This is a genomic window from Serratia sp. KH_031, from assembly GCF_057839655.1.
Genome location: NZ_CM174496.1, coordinates 482,660 through 501,787 on the forward strand (window position 1 = coordinate 482,660; position 19,128 = coordinate 501,787).

Consider the following 19,128-nt stretch of genomic DNA (forward strand, 5'->3'; position numbering starts at 1 on the left):
CCAAATGTTTTGCATACTTTGCCGCTATCTTTAGTTGATTAGTGCCTATCTATAACGAGATAATCGTTTGCCTACGATAAACCACCATAAAATCACCCGTACCTCGCGATGAGAGTTAAACGTTTGCCTTTTTCGTAACCCACGATTTGTTGCGAAGCGGAAGGATAGGGAAGCGAACGTGACGGAAACGATTCCGTAATGACCACGCACAGGCGGAAAATTGAAACACAGGGGACAGAGCACTATGTCGAACTCTCAAGCAAACAACGCCGCTAAATCAGCGAGCGGGCTTGATGGCTATTTTAAAATCTCAGCGCGCGGCAGCAGCGTGCGACAAGAAGTGGTGGCGGGTTTAACTACCTTCTTGGCGATGGTCTATTCGGTGATTGTGGTGCCGAGCATGCTGGGCAAAGCCGGTTTCCCTCCGACGGCAGTCTTTGTCGCCACTTGCTTAGTTGCTGGTTTGGGTTCCCTACTGATGGGGCTGTGGGCGAATCTGCCGATGGCGATCGGTTGTGCTATTTCACTGACTGCATTTACCGCATTCAGTTTGGTGCTGGGGCAACATATCAGTATTCCGGTCGCCTTGGGCGCGGTGTTCCTGATGGGTATCCTGTTCACGGTGATCTCGGTAACAGGCATTCGTTCTTGGATTTTGCGTAACCTGCCGATGGGCGTGGCGCACGGCACCGGTATTGGTATCGGTCTGTTCCTGTTGCTGATTGCCGCTAACGGTGTCGGTTTGGTGGTGAAGAATCCATTAGACGGCTTGCCAGTGGCGCTGGGCGCTTTCACCTCATTCCCGGTAGTGATGACGTTGCTGGGGCTGGCGGTGATTTTCGGCTTGGAGAAACTGCGCGTACCGGGCGGCATTCTGCTGGTGATTATTGCTATCTCGGTGATTGGTTTGATCTTCGATCCGGCGGTGAAATACCAAGGGTTGTTCGCGATGCCAAGTTTGGCCGATGCCGATGGTAAATCGCTGATTTTCAGCCTAGATATTATGGGCGCGTTGCAGCCAGTGGTGCTGCCAAGCGTGTTGGCGCTGGTGATGACCGCCGTGTTTGATGCGACGGGGACTATCCGCGCGGTGGCTGGGCAAGCCAACTTGCTGGATAAAGACGGCCAAATCATCAACGGGGGTAAAGCGCTGACGTCTGACTCCCTGAGCAGCGTGTTCTCTGGCTTGGTGGGTGCGGCTCCGGCGGCGGTATACATCGAGTCTGCTGCGGGTACGGCTGCCGGTGGTAAAACCGGTTTGACCGCGACCGTCGTCGGTATTTTGTTCCTGATGATTCTGTTCCTGTCGCCGTTGTCTTATCTGGTTCCGATCTACGCGACGGCGCCGGCGTTGATGTACGTGGGCTTACTGATGCTGAGCAACGTGACCAAACTGGATTTCGACGATTTCGTTGATGCGATGTCTGGCCTGTTATGTGCGGTATTCATCGTGCTGACCTGTAATATCGTCACCGGTATCATGCTGGGCTTTAGCTCATTGGTCGTAGGCCGCATCTTCTCCGGTGAATGGCGTAAGCTGAATATCGGCACCGTATTGATCGCTATCGCGTTAGTGGCGTTTTATGCGGGTGGCTGGGCTATCTAACGACTTGCTCTATAAGGCTCGGTATCGCCGAGCCTTGCTTTTCCTCCCCAGATCCCTCTCGAATTGCTGTGTCGTTTTTTGAAAGGCACAACAAGCTTTAATCGTTGTAAAAAAAATGATCTACTATCGGGCATACTCGGGCGACGAGCTTTAACCCTAGAGTCTAAGGAAAGCATGGAAATCTTTTTTACAATCCTCATTTTAATTTTGGTGGTCTCTTTGTCTGGTGTGGTGACACGTATGTTGCCGTTCCAAGTGCCGCTACCATTAATGCAAATTGCCATCGGAGCTTTGCTGGCTTGGCCGCATTTTGGTCTGCATGTCGATTTCGATCCTGAACTGTTTTTGGTGTTGTTTATCCCGCCGCTGCTGTTTGCTGACGGTTGGAAAACCCCAACGCGTGAGTTTCTTCACCATGGGCGCGAGATCTTGGGATTGGCGCTGATGCTGGTGTTGATCACCGTAGTTGGGGTTGGTTATCTGATCTATGCGATGGTACCGAGCATTCCGCTGGTGGCCGCTTTTGCGTTGGCGGCGGTGTTGTCACCGACCGATGCTGTGGCGTTGGGCGGCATTGTCGGCAAAGGGCGTATTCCCAAGTCGATTATGGGCGTGTTGGAAGGGGAAGCGTTGATGAACGACGCTTCGGGCTTGGTCTCGTTGAAATTCGCCATCGCGGTGGCGATGGGCACCATGATCTTTACCGTCGGCGGTGCGACGCTGGAGTTCCTGAAAGTGGCGATCGGCGGTTTGTTGGCCGGTGTCGCTGTAACTTGGACGTACAGTAAATCGTTGCGCGTGATGAGCCGTTGGAGCGGTGACGATCCGGCGACTCAAATTGTGTTGCTGTTGCTTTTGCCGTTTGCGTCTTACCTGATTGCTGAACACATTGGCGTTTCTGGCATTTTAGCAGCGGTGGCAGCGGGGATGACCATCAGTCAGTCCGGTGTGATCCGCAATGCACCTTTAGCCATGCGCCTGCGAGCTAACAGCGTTTGGGCCATGTTGGAGTTCGTGTTTAACGGCATGGTGTTCATTATGCTGGGCCTACAATTGCCGGGGATTCTAGAAACCTCATTGGTGCAGGCCGAGTTAGATCCCACTACCGAGGTGCGTTATCTGTTTTCTGAGGTGGTCATTATCTACGTTGCCTTGCTGCTCCTGCGTTTTAGCTGGCTATGGGTGATGAAGAAAATGAGCCTGCGCTTTATGACAAAGAACCCGTTGCTGTTCGGCGGCTATACCACGCGTGAACTGTGGGTGGCGTCTTTTGCCGGAGTGCGTGGGGCAATCACCTTAGCCGGTGTGTTGTCGATCCCGTTGTTATTGAGCGATGGAGCGGCATTCCCGGCGCGTTATCAATTGGTGTTTATCGCTGCTGGGGTGATTTTGTTGTCGCTGTTGGTTGGGGTGGTCGCGTTGCCGTTATTGTTGCGCGGCGTGCTGGTCACGGATAAGAGCACCAGTAAAACCGAAGAGCGTATGGCGGTGGCAGCGGCAGCGGAGGTGGCGATCGAAAGTATCAACAAGATGGAAGAGCGCCTGATTGCTGATACGGAAGAAAACATCGATCCGCAAGTGCTGAAAGAGATTAGCTCACGAGTGGTAGGGACGCTACGACGGCGTATCGACAGTAAAGATGATATTGAGAATGCCTTGGAGCTGGAGAATCTGGAACGCCGTTTCCGCCTGACGGCATTACGTGCGGAGCGCGGTGAGCTGTATCACCTGCGCGCCACGCAGAAGATCAGCAACGAGACGCTACAAAAACTGCTGCACGATCTCGATCTGCTAGAAGCGTTGCTGGTGGAGCGAGAGGGGTAACATTACTGTAAGAGGAATGTCATTAATAGAATAATGCTTCCACCAATGATTAAACAAAAAGTCCGGCTCTGGTTAGGCCGGACTTTTTGCATTAAGAATTTTGACTCTTAGTACAGCGATGGCGCCCCGGCTGGACGAGTCTTGAAGCGGCGGTGCAACCACATGTATTGTTCCGGTGCCCGCATAATCTCTTGCTCTACCACTTTGTTCATGTAAGCGGCAGCGGCCAGTTCATCGCTGATAGGATAATCTTCCAGCGCCGGTTGGATCAGCAAATCGTAACCACGGCCATTCTCACGGCGAATCAGTACCACAGGGACTAATGCCGGTTTCGCCATCCGCGCTAACATGAAAGTACCGCTGGTGGTGGCTGCTTGATCGACGGCAAACAACGGAGCGAAGACGCTACCGCGTGGGCCGTAATCTTGATCCGGTGCAAACCAAACAGCTTCGCCGCGTTTCAATGCCTGCACCATTCCGCGCAGATCTTTGCGATCTAACATCGCTTTATTGGAACGCATACGCCCTTTGGTTTGTGCCCATTCCATCGCCTTGTTGTTATGCGGGCGATACATGGCCATCATCGGTTGGCATAACCCCATCGCTCGGCCGCCTAATTCCAGCGACATAAAATGCACGCCGATAACCAACACGCCACGGCCATCTTTTTGCGCGCTTTTCAGGTGATTGATGCCGGAAACGTTAAACCAGCGTTTTACTCGTTTATCTGACCAGAACCACGCCATGCCGGTTTCGAGCAGCCCCATGCCGAGAGATTCGAAGTTGCCAACGACTTGACGTTCACGTTGCTCTGCGTCCATCTCAGGGAAGCACAACTCCAGATTGCGTCGGGTAATGGAAACTCGGCGCTTGAGGAAACGCATTGACGTGCGTCCCATCCATAGGCCGAGCTTATGTAATAGTGGGTAAGGAAGTTGTACTAGTAGGAATAGCACCGCTAGGCCAAACCAAGTTAGCCAGTAGCGAGGACGTAGTAAGCCACGGTGGAACTTTTGCGAACACTTCATATTGACTCTTTGCATTAAGGTGGCTGAAGAATCGGTACGTATCAAAGTCGAACTTTGATCGCAGTACTCAAACTCAGACACCTGTACAGAACTATTGTTTAGCCAAATGCGTGAATTGACCAAAACTTTACATTCGAAAGGCGATTCGCGCTGCTATCAGGCATCGATGGGAGGGCTGTAGGCCAGCGAAGGCGGTCTAAGAGTGAGCAGTCTACCACACAACATCAGAGGGAGGATGCGAATATTCTCATTTACGCACTGAGATGAGCCCTGAATCATCTCAAAGAAAAAGGCGCTTACCGAATGAGGTAAAAGCGCCTTTTATCAATACGTTAACTGATTAGTATCAGTTCATGCCGTATTTTTTCAATTTCTTACGCAGTGTACCGCGGTTGATACCCATCATCAGGGCTGCGCGGGTCTGGTTGCCACGGGTGTATTGCATCACCATGTCCAACAGTGGCTGTTCAACTTCAGCCAGTACCAGCTCATACAGATCATTAACATCTTGACCATTCAGTTGAGCAAAATAGTTCTTCAGTGCTTGTTTAACCGAGTCGCGCAGAGGCTTTTGGGTCACTTGATCCTGTGAGTTTACGGTTGAAACGGTTAGTACGTCAGAATTTACGCGTTGTTCGAACATAGTTCTGTCAGCTCTTTTTTGTTACGCAAGATTTTCGAAATATGCCTCCAACGCCTCCAGCTGTTCGCTGGCATCCTCTATGGCGTTGAATGTGCGCCGAAACTGGTCATTTGGGGCATGCTCTTGGAGATACCAAGATACGTGCTTACGAGCAATCCGGAATCCCTTGCCTTGGCCATAAAAGCCGTGCAATTCCCGAATATGCCCTATCAGCAAGCGCTTCACCTCGCCGAGTGGCAGTGGTGGTAGCAGCTCCCCTGTGTCCAGATAGTGCTGGATTTCCCGGAAGATCCAAGGTCTCCCCTGAGCAGCGCGGCCTATCATTAGGGCATCGGCCCCAGTGTAGTCGAGCACTGCTCTGGCTTTATGCGGGTCAGTAATATCCCCATTCGCGATAATCGGAATGGAAACGTTCTGCTTAACTGCCCGAATGCTGTCGTATTCCGCATCGCCATTAAACAAGCAAGCACGGGTACGGCCATGAATCGTCAGGGCCTGTATACCACAGTCTTCGGCCAATTGGGCAATCTCTACACAGTTACGGTGTTCTGGTGCCCAGCCGGTACGAATTTTCAGTGTTACCGGAACATCCACCGCGTTAACGACCGCGAGGAGGATCTGTTTGACCAGATCCGGGTGCTGCAACAAAGCAGACCCTGCCAACTTCCGATTCACCTTTTTGGCTGGACAACCCATATTGATATCGATGATTTGCGCACCACCCGCCACGTTAATACGTGCGGCGGCGGCCATATCATCAGGATCACATCCGGCAATTTGCACGGAACGAATCCCTGGCTCATCGCTATGGACCATGCGCAGACGTGACTTATCTGTACGCCACACCTCCGGATTGGAGGAAAGCATTTCAGATACAGCCATCCCAGCCCCCATTGCATGACACAAGGTTCTGAATGGGCGATCGGTGATGCCAGCCATCGGGGCGGCAATCAAGCAATTTGTTAACTGGTGGTGTCCAATGCGCATAGACAAAGAGTGACCATACTGTGTCCGCAAGGGCGCGTATATTACGCATTTTTGCGATGAGATGAAAGGCCAAACTTTGACCAATTTCACGTTGACGATCAAGGAAAATACGCTTTGTTGTGTTACATAAAAATATTATGTTTATTTAACAATAACTTGACGTTTTGTGGTTAATTTATATGCAAAAAAATATTCTAAATTGAGCAGCATTTTATCTGCAATTAAGCGCGGTTCAGTTGAGGTTATGTAGGAGTATTACGTATTTGTTAGGGGAATGCGTTGGTGATGGTTAAAAAAACATCTGCTGTCGGGAACGTCATCCAAGTTACATTTTAAAGCAAAACAGTGCTCATTTATCAAAGTTTACATGTGGATCACTCTTCTTAGGGTGACTAGACTGATATTGAGTAGTGCAGGTAATGAATAGAGCACAACGGCTGTGCGGCGGAATTACCGGAGGAGGTATGTTTATGCTAGGAAATAAGGTTAATCGTCAAGTTATTGTATGGACTACCATTATTGGTGGTTTTGTGAGCTCTCTGGTTAAATCAGGTACTGAAGCCAACATGCCTCCTCGGGTGGCGGGAGAAATATCACCTCCAGCGGCGAATATTGACGCATGGCTTGGATGGCTCGGGATCAATTCACATTCGTTGGACTACGTTTATCAAGGCGTTACCATTCCGGGCGCCGTTATGTTGTATCACTGGTTATTCAGTTTTGCATTTGCTTTCTTTTATGTATTCGTATCAGCATGTTACCCAAAAATCAGGTTATGGTACGGCGCGGTTTACGGCTTATTGATTACGATCGCCATGCATGGTTTCTTGATTCCAATGCTGGGGTTCAGATATCCCGCCTATCTAAATGGTGAGCGAGGATGGTTGTGGAACCTCAATGGGTATGAATTGTGGAGTGAAATCCTTGGCCATATTTGCTGGTCAGTTTCGATTGAGATTTGCCTAATCGCTGTGCTTGCCTATTTTTCCAAACCGATAAAAGGTTTGTGGTTTGATAAAAACGTCTGATATTTGTGCGGATATTATTTTTCGGAATGTGCTCGCAGGCCCGTCGGCCTGCAAGTAAAAACGATTAATCGATGATTACGCGGCCATTCAGCGGCTGTATTGGACGATTGTTGCTGTGGTGTACCACAGAGCTGAATTGTTTGATTTGTTCGGCAGAAGCGGTTACAGGCACATCTAGCACCATCCAGCTGACTCCCTCGGAACATGGAGGCGTAGTCAGTGAGCCACTGAAGCGGAAGTAGTTAAATTTCTTCGGCAACAGGGCTTTGATATCTACTGGCGCTAGCAGGTTTGCCGATTGATCAGCAGCGGTAGGCATTTGCGTCCAGGCGTGTTTCAACTGTGGATTAGCCTTACCTTCGTTAAACATCAACGCTATAACTGCCAGTTCGCCGTCTTTGTCTTTATAAACGAAGTGCACTTCCATTGGATAGCGTTTGCCATTGATCTCATTTTCACTCGGTGAGTGGAAATGGAACTGCTGCATGGTGTAGGTATCGCCATCCAGTACCAAAGTATTGCCTTCGCTAACGTTAACCTGGATGGTATGGCCGTTATTAACGATTTGTTGACTGGTGTTCTTGAAATTAAGATCCAGTTTGCCGTGCTGGGTTTTCATCGCACCTTGAATGTTGACCGGTGACTGGTTTTTACCGTTCTGGCACAGTGAAAAATCTTGCGTCAGCTTGCCCCAATGATCTGGGCCTTCATCACCATCGTAGCTCCAATGCGTGTGTTCGACGGCGGCGTTAACCGAAAAGGCACAGGTAGCGACCAGTGCGGCAAGCAATAGTTTTCCTTTCATTCCATTTCCTATAGAGATATCGATACGAGAATTTTTGTTTAGTCAGCAGTAATCAGTAAGTCTGCTAACTATGTTGCGAGCGATAATACACTTAGGTTTTAGAAGGGAAATATCAGATAGGTCTTGGATGAAAGGAAATCCACTGGAATTAATTAATTTTCCAGTGGATTTTTTTACCGGAGGAATTTGTAACTATTTACGTTTTCCAGTAATGCGACACCATTCGTCACGTTCGGCGATGGGATCGAGAACGAATTTGTCCTGATAGGCTTCGGCTACATTGGCAGCTTGAGTCGCCAGCACACCGGAAAGACCGAGACAGCCACCCGCTTTTGGCAAATCGCTAATCAGTGGCGCCAGTTCACGCAGTGGGCCAGCGAGGATATTGGCGACCACCACATCGGCGGACAGATTCGCTGGCTGGTCTTTTGGCAGATATAGATCTAAACGCTCTGAAACGCCGTTACGCTGCGCGTTATCGCGGCTGGCCTGAATGGCTTGCGGATCGATATCGATCCCGATAGCGCGTGCGGCACCGAGTTTAAGCGCAGCAATCGCCAAGATGCCGGAACCGCAGCCAAAATCGATCACGGTTTTACCGTCCAGGTCTAATCCATCTAACCATTGTAGGCACAGTGCGGTAGTGGGGTGGGTGCCGGTACCAAACGCTAAACCCGGATCGAGCATCACGTTTACCGCGTTCGGGTCTGGGACATCACGCCAGCTTGGGCAAATCCACAGACGTTCGCCGAAACGCATTGGGTGGAAGTTATCCATCCACTCGCGTTCCCAGTCTTTGTCTTCCAACTGTTCGATTTTATGACGAAAACCCGCGCCGAGCAGCGGATGATTCTCTAGGATGGCGACGACTTCTGCCATATCGGTTTCAGCATCGTACAGACCAATGACGTCAGTATCACCCCACAGCAAGGTTTCCCCCGGCAGTGGTTCGAATACCGGGTTATCGTGCGTATCTTGGAAAGTGACCGATACTGCGCCGCTTTCTACCAGCGCGTCACTCAGGTCTTCTGCCTGGCTGCCGGTGGTGTTTAGTTTGAGTTGGATCCAAGGCATAACAATTCTCTTCAAGAAGGATGTGATGACGCTATCTGGCGTTTTTCGAAGGCAACGTTACCGAAATAAAACGCCAACAGGCCGAACAGCAGCGAAGGCACGATCGGGTGTAGCCCTGCCAATTTCAGGTCGAAGCTGGCTAATAGCGTATAGCATACCGCACCGACCACCATTGAGCTAAGCGCCCCCTGCGCATTAGCGCGCTGCCAATACAGGCCAAGCACCAATGGCCACAGGAATACCGCTTCTAATCCACCAAAGGCCAGCAGGTTCAGCCAGATGATCATTTCTGGTGGACGCCAAGCCGCCAGCAGTACCAATAAACCGAGGATCAGCGTCGTCAGGCTAGAGAAGCGTTTGATTCTCTTCTCGTTTTGCATTTGCTGTGGCCGCACACCAAGGTACAGATCTTTAACGATGGTGGCAGAGGATTGCAGCAGTTGGGCATTGATGGTCGACATGATTGCTGCCATGGGTGCGGCAAGGAAGATCCCGGCGGCATACGGTGGCAGCACGGTGATCATCAGGGTGGGGATCACTTGATCCGGAATTTTCAGATCTGGCAGTACCGCGCGACCCAGTGCGCCAGCCAGGTGCATACCAAACATCAATATCGCCACCACGATAGTGCCGAGGATGATGCCACGGTGTACCGCTTTACTGTCTTTGTAAGAAATACAGCGCACGGCGGTATGTGGCAGGCCGATGACACCAAAGCACACCAAGATCCAGAACGAAGCCATAAATGGCAGGCTGAGGATCTGATCGCCACCCTGCGGTGAAACCAGCGCGGGATCGATGCGTTGCAGCGTATCCACGGCATTATGCAAACCACCAGCGGCGTGAACCACACCGATCAACAGCAAAACAGTGCCGAGTAACATGACTAACCCTTGCATCGCGTCATTCAGTACGCTGGCACGAAAACCGCCAAAGGCGGTGTATAGGGCGATGCTGATGCCAAAAATCAGCAGACCGGTGTCATAGGGGATGCCGGCGGCAGTTTCCAGTAAGCGTGCTCCGCCAATAAACTGCACCGTCATGGCGCCTAAGAACGCGACTAACAAACTCAAGCTCGCCAGCCAGACCAACAAGCGGCTCTGATAACGGGCAAATAGCATGTCGTTCAGCGTAATGGCGTTATAACGTCGCGCCAGAATCGCGAATTTCTTACCCAAGACACCGAGCGACAGCCAGACCGCTGGCAGTTGGATCATTGCCAACAACACCCAGCCGAGGCCGTATTTATAAGCGGCACCGGGGCCACCGATAAACGAACTGGCACTGATATAGGTCGCAGTGAGGGTCATCGCCAGCACAAAACCGCCCATCGAACGGTTGCCGAGGAAATATTCGCTGAGGAAATTACCGCTTTGGCGGCGAGTATAGGCATACGCCGACAAACCAAATACCAGCAGCAGATAGGCGATCAGCGGCACAATCACTTCAATTTGCATCGCTATCCTCCAGCGGAATATCGCGGAACAGGCCGCGCACCATCAGCCAGCACAGGCCGATAAACAACAATGGCACCAACAAACAGGCCATTTCGAACCAATGCGGCAGGCCGGTGATGCCAATTTCGCTGTCTGGCAGATAAGCGGCCAGCGACCAAGCCACTAGATACAGTAAGGTCAGCCCCAATGCCCAACGTGCTTCACGGTGGGCTTGAACAAAGCGTTTGTCCATCCGTCGCTCCGATTAAGGATTTACCAAGATTTATCAAAGGTAGGGGATTTTACGTTAACTACAGCATTGTGAAAGCAAAAAGGCCGGGGTTAGCCGGCCTTAGGGATGCAATAAAGAAATCAGGCTTAGTGCTGCAGACCGAGTTTCTTCTCCAGATAGTGGATATTCGTTCCACCGTGCTGGAAGTTTTCATCGCTCATGATCTTCTGCTGTAGTTCAATGTTGGTTTTGATGCCATCAATGATCAGTTCAGCCAAAGCATTCTTCATGCGGGCAATCGCGACGTCACGGTTTTCACCGTAACAAATCAGTTTGCCGATCATGGAGTCATAGTACGGCGGTACGGTATAACCGGCGTAGATATGAGATTCCCAACGCACGCCGAAACCACCAGGAGCATGAAAACGGGTGATCTTGCCAGGGCTTGGCAGGAAGGTGTTGGGATCTTCGGCGTTGATACGGCATTCCACCGCATGACCGTGAACCTTCACTTCTTCCTGTTTGATCGACAGTGGCTGACCGGCAGCGATGCGCAGTTGCTCTTTGATCAAATCCACGCCGGTGATCATTTCGGTAACCGGGTGTTCAACCTGAATACGAGTGTTCATTTCGATGAAATAGAACTCGCCGTTTTCGAACAGGAACTCGAAAGTACCCGCTCCACGGTAGCCGATATCCACACAGGCTTTGGAGCAACGCTCGCCGATGTAACGACGCAGTTCCGGCGTAATGCCCGGTGCTGGCGCTTCTTCGACCACTTTCTGGTGACGACGTTGCATCGAGCAATCGCGTTCGGCCAGATAGATAGCGTTGCCTTGACCGTCAGCCAAGACCTGAATTTCGATATGGCGTGGGTTTTCCAGGAATTTCTCCATATAAACCATGTCGTTGTTGAAAGCCGCTTTGGCTTCCGCTTTCGTCATGTTAATGGATTGCTCCAGATCTTTGTCGCTGCGTACTACGCGCATACCACGACCGCCGCCGCCGCCAGACGCTTTGATAATGACCGGATAACCAATGCGCTTGGCAAAGGCACGGTTTTTATCCATGTCGTCAGTCAGTGGGCCGTCGGAACCCGGTACACAAGGTACGCCTGCTTTCTTCATCGCGCTGATAGCGGAAACTTTGTCACCCATCAGGCGAATGGTTTCGGCTCTCGGGCCAATGAAGATGAAGCCAGAACGTTCGATCTGCTCAGCAAAATCGGCGTTCTCAGACAAGAAACCATAACCAGGGTGGATCGCTACTGCACCAGTAATTTCAGCCGCAGAGATGATCGCTGGAATGTTCAAATAACTTTTTACTGACGGCGCCGGGCCAATACACACGGTTTCGTCAGCTAACAGTACGTGTTTTAGATCGCGGTCAGCCGCAGAGTGAACGGCGACGGTCTTGATGCCCAATTCTTTACAGGCACGCAGGATACGAAGCGCGATCTCGCCGCGGTTGGCGATAACAATTTTATCAAGCATGGTGCGCCTCGTTATTCGATGACGACCAATGGCTCGTCATATTCAACCGGTTGGCCGTTCTCTACCAGAATGGCTTTAACTACGCCGGATTTGTCCGCTTCGATCTGGTTCATCATTTTCATGGCTTCAACGATGCACAGGGTATCGCCAGCGTTCACTTTCTGACCCACTTCAACGAAGGCTTTCGCGTCTGGGCTTGGGGTGCGGTAGAAAGTACCGACCATTGGAGAACGAACGATGTGGCCACTCATGGCCGCGGGTGCTGCGGTTTCTGCTGCGACAGGGGCGGCAACGGCAGCCACTGGTGCTGGCTGTGCAGGAGCATAGGCTGGCTGCATCATTGGGTAAGCCTGCACCGGTGCGGCACGGCTGATGCGTACTGACTCTTCGCCTTCAGAGATTTCCAGTTCAGAAATGCCAGACTCTTCAACCAGTTCGATCAGTTTCTTGATTTTACGAATATCCATGAGTGTGATTCCGTACTCTTTTATGTGGAGCTATTAGTTGGATTTAGACAAACGGTTAACCGCTGCCTGTAAAGCAAATGTGTAGCCGTCTGCGCCAAGACCGCAAATCACCCCTACCGCAATGTCGCTGAGGTAAGAGTGGTGGCGGAAAGGCTCGCGGCTATGCACATTGGAGAGATGGATCTCGATAAACGGGATCTGTACCGCCAGCAATGCATCGCGTAATGCCACGCTGGTGTGCGTGAACGCGGCCGGGTTGATCAGAATAAAATCTGTATCGCCGCGTGCCTGATGGATTCGATCGATCAGTGCATGTTCTGCGTTGGATTGCAGGTGGCTCAAGGTAGCGTTCAGCGCGATTGCTTGGTTTTCCAATCCGTTAACAACCTCTGCCAACGTCGTGCTGCCGTACTTCTCCGGCTCGCGCGTCCCCAGCAGATTAAGATTGGGGCCGTTTAAAAGCAAAATGTGAAACTTATCCGCCATTGTGCTGGTATCTCCGGCAATAAAACCATCATCGTAGAAAATAACCTGATGTCACCGATTTGTCACCTGTCGGTAGGCAAATTTACGCGTTCAGCGGGTGCAAGGTCGGGCATTATAACGATATCGTAGCAATTCGCAGCTAAATACTGGTCTTATCAGCGAAGATATTCAACCCCCAATTTGGGGAAGATGACAAAACGTTACTGGGATTTGAGGGGTAGAACACAGAAAAGTTCCGCCCGGCTAACGCCACCAGGCGCGGAATTTCTTATAACGTAGCGCTAACAATACTAGCGCCAGTAAGGCGTAGACAAAAGGTTGTGGTGAGAAAGTTTTCACCGACCACAGATAATGAATCGGTGCGAGGATCGCCACCAGATAGACGAAGTTATGCAACTTCTGCCATTTTGCCCCCAACTTGCGCATAGCCCACTGGGTGGAAGTGACGGCTAAAGCCAACAAAATGAGCCAACTGATGATGCCGAGGGTGAGATAAGGGCGAGTGACTAACTCGCGACCCAGCAGCGAGATATTGTTCAAACCCAGTTCTAACGTCGAATAACTGACCAAATGTAGCGTGACCCAAGCAAAACACCATAAACCTAATAAACGGCGGCAGCGCATCAGCAGCGACTGGCGGGTATAACGCGCTAGCGGCGTGACTAGCAGCGTCGCCAATAACAATTTCAGCGCCATTCTGCCGGTAAAATGCTGGATATCTTTAGCCGGATCAGCACTCAACGCACCGTTATTGACCGCCCAAACTAGCCAGAGGAAAGGTAGAAACGCCGCCAGATAGATGACGACTTTCAGCCAAAGTATGTGTTTTGCGGTCAATCGCACTTAGAAATTCTCCCGTAAATCCATGCCACGATACAACGAGGCAACTTGGTCGGCATAGCCGTTAAACAACAGTGTCGGCTGGCGTTTGACATCCAAAATACCGCCAGAGCCGATAAAACGTTCGCTGGCTTGTGACCAACGCGGATGGTCGACATTAGGATTCACATTAGCGTAAAAACCATATTCGTTCGGTGCCGATTGGTTCCAAGTAGTAGGGGGAATATCGCGGGTGAGGCGGATATGCACGATGGACTTGATGCCTTTGAAACCGTATTTCCACGGCGTAATCAAACGCAATGGCGCACCGTTTTGCGGCGGCAGCGTTTTGCCATAGACACCGACGGTCAGTAATGCCAGCGGATGCATAGCTTCATCAAGTCGTAACCCTTCGACATACGGATACTTCAAGCCCCCGCCGATAAAACGATCTTTCTGCCCCGGCATTTGCTCGGGATCGTACAGCGTTTGAAAAGCGACATAGCGCGCGTTGCTGTTCGGTTCCACTAACTTGAGCAATTTACCCAGCTCGAAACTGATCCACGGTACCACCATCGACCAAGCCTCCACGCAGCGCATACGGTAGATACGTTGTTCCAGCGGGAAGCGTTTCATTAGATCGTCCATATCCAACGTAATCGGCTTGGCGACCTCCCCGTCGATGCGAACCTTCCAACCCTCGGTTTTCAACCCTCCGGCATTGGCGGCAGGATCGGCTTTATCGAGACCAAATTCGTAGAAATTGTTGTAACCGGTGACTTTGTCTTCCGGTGTCAGATCCAACTTGGCCTGCCACATTTCGGGCTGGCTGAATTCCAGCGGTTTACCCGGCGGCGCTTTGGGGCGATCGTTACCTTTAAACCATGACAGCAGATTGGCCTGCGCGTTAATAGGCAACGTCAACGCGGCGGCGGAGATCCCCAACGCCTGCAATACCTTGCGGCGCTGATAAAATACGCTTTCTGGCGTGACATCGGCTTCGGTCAATTTACGGGGTTTGTCCATGTTCGCATCCTCCTCGGGTGAGGATTTAAGCATGGCGTGAAAGCTAAGCAGATGCGAGAGGTAAAAGGAAAATCTGAAATTTCATAGAAGGGGAGTTATCTGGGGCTGTTTTGGCTATAATGTACATTCGAGCCATTTTGGATGATAGGTGATGTATGCAAGTAATTCCCGCTCGGTTAGCCAAGAATCAATTTGGTGATCTACTTATGAAGGTGCAGCGTGAGCCTGTGGAAATCAGCAAACATGGTAAGCGTGTGGCCGTTGTTATTTCACCCGAAGAATATGAGCAGTTTGAGCAACTAAAATTGCAGAATCTCAGGGCCGTACTCGCTGAATCTATTGCACAGGCCGACCGTGGTGAATTGCACAGTATTGATGATGTGTTTGATCCTAAACTTAACGTATCTGAGGACAAGGCTAAGGGATGAGCGTCAGATTTACTACTAAAGCCAAGGAACATATCCGTGCGATAAGAGGCTACTCCATAAGCCGGTGGGGGGGAAACTTCGCCGAAGAGTATGTCACTTCGTTACGTGTGACGATGACGGATATTCTGGATCGACATCCATCTCCTGGTCGCGACCGTAGCGCGGATCTTCATCTTGGTGTAATGAGCTTCCCCGTAGGAAGTCATATTATTTACTACCGGGAAGTTCTGGTTGGTATTGAAGTGTTGGCGATGCTACATCAGACACAAGATCCACATAACTATTTGTAAAAATAACATTTAATGCGCCAAGTTTCGGTTTGGCCGCTACAGCGCGAGTGATAAATGCTTCTTGAGCCTAGCGACCGAAATTTCTCTGGCATTGGCAAATCAATACGTCAACTGCCAAGTAATTGGTTGCCGGGGGACAAACTTAGCGGATTTTCACCAACGTGCGGCCAGTGATTTTGTTATTGAGCAAGTCTGCGGCAACGGCAGGAGCCTGATCCAGCGTGATTTCATGCGTCGCTTGCTGATAGAAACTTTCTGGCAAGATACCCGCCAAACGCTCCCAAGCCGCTTGGCGACGGTGGAGCGGCGCATGAACTGAATCTACCCCTTGCAGACGCACGTTACGCAGAATGAATGGCATCACCGTGGTGGGCAGTTGATAACCGCCAGCTAGACCACAGGCGGCAACGGTACCGTTGTAATTCATTTGTGCCAGTATGCGTGCCAGCAGTTTGTCACCCACTGCGTCTACTGCGCCGGCCCACAATTGTTTCTCCAATGGACGAGGCATTTCTATATAGTCACTGCGTGCTAGGACTTCTTGCGCACCCAGTGATTTCAGGTAATCGGTATTACTGTCGCGACCACTGATGGCCGTCACGTGATAACCCAACGCAGCAAGGATCGCGACCGCGGTGCTGCCCACGCCACCGCTGGCACCGGTCACGACAACATTACCGCTATCCGGGTGAACGCCGCCTTCTTCCAACGCCATCACGCACAGCATGGCAGTTAACCCGGCGGTGCCGAGGATCATGGTTTTACGCTCGCTCAAGCCTTCCGGTAATGGGACCAACCACTCGCTAGACACCCGAGCCTGCTCCGCCAAACCACCCCAGTGGTTCTCACCCACACCCCAACCAGTGAGGATCACGCTTTGCCCTAGCTGGAAGCGAGAGTCTTGGCTGCTGTGCACTGTACCGGCGAAGTCGATACCCGGCACCATTGGGAAGTTGCGGATGATTTTACCTTTGCCTGTAATAGCCAAGGCATCTTTGTAATTCAGGCTGGACCAGTTGACGTCGACCAGCACATTTCCTTCTGGTAACTGTTCGCTTTTTATTTCGGTGACACGAGCCAAGGTTTTATCGCCTTGTTGTTCCAATAACAGTGCACGCATATCACTCTTCCTCTCGTATGCATTCTTGATGTGAATGGTTAAAGCAAATTTATTCGACTATATGCATGATAAGAAATCTAAGTCCTGATAAATGACAAAAAAATGCTTCATAAAGGTTTTCTTCATTGGCTATGCTTGTTAGGTTGGTAAGATTAGTCTGTAGCAGGATGCTATGGCAGATCACTGATAAAAAATAATACATATCATAATATTGCGTAATGTTGGTGTCAGCAGTAACGGGGCCTGATAGATCAGAAAGGTGAATTTTTACTTTAACCATAGCGAACAAGGCTCAGGGATGCGATTTACCACTAAACTTTCAGCGCTAATTACCTTGCTCGTCGCATTAGCGATGTTTTTAATGTTGATGGGATGTTCGTACAGTTTTTTCTACGTCACGCAGGAACGCCAAGAGCGCCGCTTCGAATCTCTCGTTACAACCATTGACCAAGCGTTGTTGCGGGAATCGCCGGAAGAGCAGAAAAAATGGCTGCCGTTAATTATGCGCCCATTAGGGATTGTGGCGATCAATGTAGAGACGACGAACAGCGATATGCTCTCCTACAGTCTGCCGACGGTCAAAGAACCTTGGGATGCATTAAACGGTTACCGACAAGCTTCATTACCCCTGTTACATCACCCCGGCAGTACGCTTAAAATTACCTATCTCGATCCTTTCGCTAATGATGCGCGTTCGTTGCAATCCACTCTGGCGGTGACGATTTCGATCATCATTATGCTCGTGATCCTGCTGATTAGCCTGCGTTGGTTACGTGAACAGGCTGATGGGGAGGATCGTCTGGAGCGACGGGCGCGGCGTATTCTTAATGGTGAAAGAGAAGATGTGCAACATGGAGATGTGCGCGAATGGCCGGCCAGCGTCAGTGGTGCCCTAGATAGGCTATTGGCTGATTTATCCGAAGCACGGGAAGAGCGTAGCCGAGTGGATACCTTAATCCGTGCCTTTGCGGCACAAGATGCTAAAACGGGTTTGAATAACCGTCTGTTTTTCGATAACCAATTAACCACGCAATTAGAAGAGGAAGGTTCGCACGGTATCGTGATGATGGTGCGCCTACCAGACTTCGATACCCTGCGGGAAACCCATGGCAACGTAGCGGTGCAGGAGCTGATGTATTCATTGGTCAATATGCTTTCGACCTTTGTGATGCGTTACCCAGCGGCACTGTTAGCTCGTTATTTCCACAGCGATTTCACCGTATTACTACCACATCGCACGTTAAAAGAAGCGGATGGGATCGCCGCTCAATTGGTTAATGCCATTGACTCGTTACCTTCGACCTCACTGATCGACCCTGAGGCGTTTTTGCACATCGGTATTGTTGCCTATCGCAGCGGACAAACCACCGAGCAGGTGATTGATTACGCAGAGCAAGCTACGCGTCACGCGACCTTACAGGGTGAAAACGGTTGGTACGTTTATGACAGCCAAGTGCCGGAAAAAGGTCGTGGTAGCGTTAAATGGCGTACATTGCTGGAACAGGTATTAGCGCGCGGCGGGCCGCGGCTTTATCAAAAACCAGCGGTAACGGTTGAAGGTGATGTGCATCACCGTGAGATGATGTGCCGCATTTATGATGGCACCCATGAACTGTTACCAGCGGAATATATGCCATTAATACAGCAGCTTGGTTTGGCTGAGAGTTACGATCGTCAACAAATGAGTCGTATTCTTCCGTTATTAGCCCAATGGCCCGAAGAGACGCTCGCGTTTCCGCTGTGCGTCGACTCATTATTGCAGCGCACTTTTCAGCGTTGGCTGCGAGATACCTTGTTGCAGTGCGAAAAAAGTCGTCGCCAACGAATTCTGATTGAACTTGCAGAGGCAGATGTGTGTCAACATATCGACCGTTTACGTCCGGTGTTGCGATTACTCTCAGGATTGGGTTGCCGTTTGGCGGTTAGCCAGGCGGGTTTAACCGTAGTGAGTACTTCCTACATCAAGTCATTACCGGTAGAAATCGTCAAGCTTCATCCGGGTTTGGTGCGGAGTATCGACCGACGGGATGAGAATCAACTGTTCGTTCAGAGCCTGACCGGGGCGTGTGCGGGTACAAGTGCTAAGGTGTTTGCTGCCGGTGTGCGTACACGCAATGAATGGCAGACTTTGAAAGAAGGTGGGATCCTCGGTGGGCAGGGCGACTTTTTCGCGCCACCGGAACCAATAGATGTCAGCCGTAAAAAATATTCGCGTCGTTATCGTGTTTAATCTGAGTGTTTAGCACAAATTGACGTAGAATGTTTCGTCTTTTCCTGTCTCACGTTGGTGGGTGTTTACCACCGATGACAATCAGGGAATATGTTAGATTTTATGA

At 50.7% G+C, this 19,128-nt stretch carries 19 protein-coding genes; 6 read left to right on the top strand and 13 right to left on the bottom strand.

Features of this window, described 5'->3' with window-relative positions:
• Positions 1-244: 244 nt before the first annotated feature.
• On the top strand, positions 245-1,606 hold the full coding sequence (locus AC3ISQ_RS02125; RefSeq protein ID WP_489350338.1) for an NCS2 family permease: 1,362 nt from the start codon (positions 245-247) through the stop codon (positions 1,604-1,606).
• A gap of 174 nt (positions 1,607-1,780) precedes the next feature.
• A complete protein-coding gene (locus AC3ISQ_RS02130) occupies positions 1,781-3,430 on the top strand; it encodes a Na+/H+ antiporter (RefSeq protein WP_489350339.1) in 1,650 nt (549 codons plus the stop codon).
• Between the two features lie 107 nt (positions 3,431-3,537).
• Here the strand turns inward: AC3ISQ_RS02130 and lpxP are convergent, their stop codons facing one another.
• From lpxP to dusB, 3 genes are all read right to left on the bottom strand, one after another.
• Positions 3,538-4,458 carry a kdo(2)-lipid IV(A) palmitoleoyltransferase gene (gene lpxP / locus AC3ISQ_RS02135; RefSeq protein WP_489350340.1) on the bottom strand — a complete coding sequence of 307 codons (921 nt, stop codon included), beginning with the start codon at positions 4,456-4,458 and terminating at the stop codon, positions 3,538-3,540.
• Positions 4,459-4,804: 346 nt separating this feature from the next.
• Positions 4,805-5,101 (bottom strand): DNA-binding transcriptional regulator Fis, encoded by a 297-nt coding sequence (gene fis, locus AC3ISQ_RS02140; RefSeq protein ID WP_000462905.1) that lies wholly within the window; start codon positions 5,099-5,101, stop codon positions 4,805-4,807.
• Between the two features lie 21 nt (positions 5,102-5,122).
• Complete coding sequence (dusB, locus tag AC3ISQ_RS02145; RefSeq protein ID WP_489353092.1) at positions 5,123-6,088, bottom strand: tRNA dihydrouridine synthase DusB; 966 nt, start codon at positions 6,086-6,088, stop codon at positions 5,123-5,125.
• 470 nt (positions 6,089-6,558) lie between these two features.
• Here dusB and AC3ISQ_RS02150 point away from each other — a divergent pair, with 470 nt between their 5' ends.
• Complete coding sequence (locus AC3ISQ_RS02150) at positions 6,559-7,116, top strand: DUF1440 domain-containing protein (protein ID WP_489353094.1); 558 nt, start codon at positions 6,559-6,561, stop codon at positions 7,114-7,116.
• 64 nt (positions 7,117-7,180) lie between these two features.
• Here AC3ISQ_RS02150 and AC3ISQ_RS02155 read toward each other — a convergent pair whose 3' ends face one another.
• The 9 genes from AC3ISQ_RS02155 to msrP all read right to left on the bottom strand — a co-directional run bounded on the left by AC3ISQ_RS02155 (position 7,181) and on the right by msrP (position 14,954).
• Positions 7,181-7,921, bottom strand: a complete 741-nt coding sequence (locus tag AC3ISQ_RS02155; protein WP_489350341.1) for a carbonic anhydrase — start codon at positions 7,919-7,921, stop codon at positions 7,181-7,183.
• A gap of 192 nt (positions 7,922-8,113) precedes the next feature.
• Entirely contained in the window at positions 8,114-8,995 is an 882-nt protein-coding gene (gene prmA / locus AC3ISQ_RS02160; protein ID WP_489350342.1) for a 50S ribosomal protein L11 methyltransferase, read from the bottom strand.
• Between the two features lie 11 nt (positions 8,996-9,006).
• On the bottom strand, positions 9,007-10,452 hold the full coding sequence (gene panF, locus AC3ISQ_RS02165) for a sodium/pantothenate symporter (RefSeq protein ID WP_489350343.1): 1,446 nt from the start codon (positions 10,450-10,452) through the stop codon (positions 9,007-9,009).
• Positions 10,442-10,684 (bottom strand): YhdT family protein, encoded by a 243-nt coding sequence (locus AC3ISQ_RS02170; RefSeq protein ID WP_489350344.1) that lies wholly within the window; start codon positions 10,682-10,684, stop codon positions 10,442-10,444. The genes panF and AC3ISQ_RS02170 overlap by 11 nt, the downstream gene beginning before the upstream one ends.
• A 125-nt stretch (positions 10,685-10,809) precedes the next feature.
• Positions 10,810-12,156, bottom strand: a complete 1,347-nt coding sequence (gene accC / locus AC3ISQ_RS02175; protein ID WP_489350345.1) for an acetyl-CoA carboxylase biotin carboxylase subunit — start codon at positions 12,154-12,156, stop codon at positions 10,810-10,812.
• Positions 12,157-12,167: 11 nt separating this feature from the next.
• Positions 12,168-12,623, bottom strand: coding sequence for an acetyl-CoA carboxylase biotin carboxyl carrier protein (gene accB, locus AC3ISQ_RS02180; RefSeq protein ID WP_489350346.1), 456 nt, complete (start codon positions 12,621-12,623; stop codon positions 12,168-12,170).
• Between the two features lie 33 nt (positions 12,624-12,656).
• Positions 12,657-13,109 (bottom strand): type II 3-dehydroquinate dehydratase, encoded by a 453-nt coding sequence (gene aroQ, locus AC3ISQ_RS02185; RefSeq protein ID WP_489350347.1) that lies wholly within the window; start codon positions 13,107-13,109, stop codon positions 12,657-12,659.
• A 243-nt stretch (positions 13,110-13,352) separates the two neighbouring features.
• Positions 13,353-13,952 carry a protein-methionine-sulfoxide reductase heme-binding subunit MsrQ gene (gene msrQ, locus AC3ISQ_RS02190; protein WP_489350348.1) on the bottom strand — a complete coding sequence of 200 codons (600 nt, stop codon included), beginning with the start codon at positions 13,950-13,952 and terminating at the stop codon, positions 13,353-13,355.
• Positions 13,953-14,954, bottom strand: a complete 1,002-nt coding sequence (msrP, locus tag AC3ISQ_RS02195) for a protein-methionine-sulfoxide reductase catalytic subunit MsrP (RefSeq protein WP_489350349.1) — start codon at positions 14,952-14,954, stop codon at positions 13,953-13,955.
• A gap of 155 nt (positions 14,955-15,109) precedes the next feature.
• On the opposite strand from msrP, the gene AC3ISQ_RS02200 reads away from it, so the two are divergent.
• Together AC3ISQ_RS02200 and AC3ISQ_RS02205 are read left to right on the top strand one after the other, a co-directional pair.
• Positions 15,110-15,382, top strand: a complete 273-nt coding sequence (locus AC3ISQ_RS02200; protein WP_489350350.1) for a type II toxin-antitoxin system Phd/YefM family antitoxin — start codon at positions 15,110-15,112, stop codon at positions 15,380-15,382.
• Positions 15,379-15,672 carry a type II toxin-antitoxin system RelE/ParE family toxin gene (locus AC3ISQ_RS02205; protein ID WP_489350351.1) on the top strand — a complete coding sequence of 98 codons (294 nt, stop codon included), beginning with the start codon at positions 15,379-15,381 and terminating at the stop codon, positions 15,670-15,672. The genes AC3ISQ_RS02200 and AC3ISQ_RS02205 overlap by 4 nt, the downstream gene beginning before the upstream one ends.
• Before the next feature lie 142 nt (positions 15,673-15,814).
• Here the strand turns inward: AC3ISQ_RS02205 and acuI are convergent, their stop codons facing one another.
• Positions 15,815-16,792, bottom strand: coding sequence for an acrylyl-CoA reductase (NADPH) (gene acuI, locus AC3ISQ_RS02210; protein ID WP_489350352.1), 978 nt, complete (start codon positions 16,790-16,792; stop codon positions 15,815-15,817).
• Positions 16,793-17,090: 298 nt separating this feature from the next.
• Between acuI and csrD the strand changes: the two genes are divergently transcribed.
• Complete coding sequence (csrD, locus tag AC3ISQ_RS02215; protein ID WP_489350353.1) at positions 17,091-19,022, top strand: RNase E specificity factor CsrD; 1,932 nt, start codon at positions 17,091-17,093, stop codon at positions 19,020-19,022.
• Positions 19,023-19,128: the final 106 nt, after the last annotated feature.

Excerpts from the sequence above, each read along its gene's own strand:
- AC3ISQ_RS02125 (WP_489350338.1), top strand. The coding sequence starts at position 245 with ATGTCGAACTCTCAAGCAAACAACGCCGCTAAATCAGCGAGCGGGCTT.
- AC3ISQ_RS02130 (WP_489350339.1), top strand. The coding sequence starts at position 1,781 with ATGGAAATCTTTTTTACAATCCTCATTTTAATTTTGGTGGTCTCTTTG.
- lpxP (WP_489350340.1), bottom strand. The coding sequence starts at position 4,458 with ATGAAGTGTTCGCAAAAGTTCCACCGTGGCTTACTACGTCCTCGCTAC.
- fis (WP_000462905.1), bottom strand. The coding sequence starts at position 5,101 with ATGTTCGAACAACGCGTAAATTCTGACGTACTAACCGTTTCAACCGTA.
- dusB (WP_489353092.1), bottom strand. The coding sequence starts at position 6,088 with ATGCGCATTGGACACCACCAGTTAACAAATTGCTTGATTGCCGCCCCG.
- AC3ISQ_RS02150 (WP_489353094.1), top strand. The coding sequence starts at position 6,559 with ATGCTAGGAAATAAGGTTAATCGTCAAGTTATTGTATGGACTACCATT.
- AC3ISQ_RS02155 (WP_489350341.1), bottom strand. The coding sequence starts at position 7,921 with ATGAAAGGAAAACTATTGCTTGCCGCACTGGTCGCTACCTGTGCCTTT.
- prmA (WP_489350342.1), bottom strand. The coding sequence starts at position 8,995 with ATGCCTTGGATCCAACTCAAACTAAACACCACCGGCAGCCAGGCAGAA.
- panF (WP_489350343.1), bottom strand. The coding sequence starts at position 10,452 with ATGCAAATTGAAGTGATTGTGCCGCTGATCGCCTATCTGCTGCTGGTA.
- AC3ISQ_RS02170 (WP_489350344.1), bottom strand. The coding sequence starts at position 10,684 with ATGGACAAACGCTTTGTTCAAGCCCACCGTGAAGCACGTTGGGCATTG.
- accC (WP_489350345.1), bottom strand. The coding sequence starts at position 12,156 with ATGCTTGATAAAATTGTTATCGCCAACCGCGGCGAGATCGCGCTTCGT.
- accB (WP_489350346.1), bottom strand. The coding sequence starts at position 12,623 with ATGGATATTCGTAAAATCAAGAAACTGATCGAACTGGTTGAAGAGTCT.
- aroQ (WP_489350347.1), bottom strand. The coding sequence starts at position 13,109 with ATGGCGGATAAGTTTCACATTTTGCTTTTAAACGGCCCCAATCTTAAT.
- msrP (WP_489350349.1), bottom strand. The coding sequence starts at position 14,954 with ATGGACAAACCCCGTAAATTGACCGAAGCCGATGTCACGCCAGAAAGC.
- AC3ISQ_RS02200 (WP_489350350.1), top strand. The coding sequence starts at position 15,110 with ATGCAAGTAATTCCCGCTCGGTTAGCCAAGAATCAATTTGGTGATCTA.
- AC3ISQ_RS02205 (WP_489350351.1), top strand. The coding sequence starts at position 15,379 with ATGAGCGTCAGATTTACTACTAAAGCCAAGGAACATATCCGTGCGATA.
- acuI (WP_489350352.1), bottom strand. The coding sequence starts at position 16,792 with ATGCGTGCACTGTTATTGGAACAACAAGGCGATAAAACCTTGGCTCGT.
- csrD (WP_489350353.1), top strand. The coding sequence starts at position 17,091 with ATGCGATTTACCACTAAACTTTCAGCGCTAATTACCTTGCTCGTCGCA.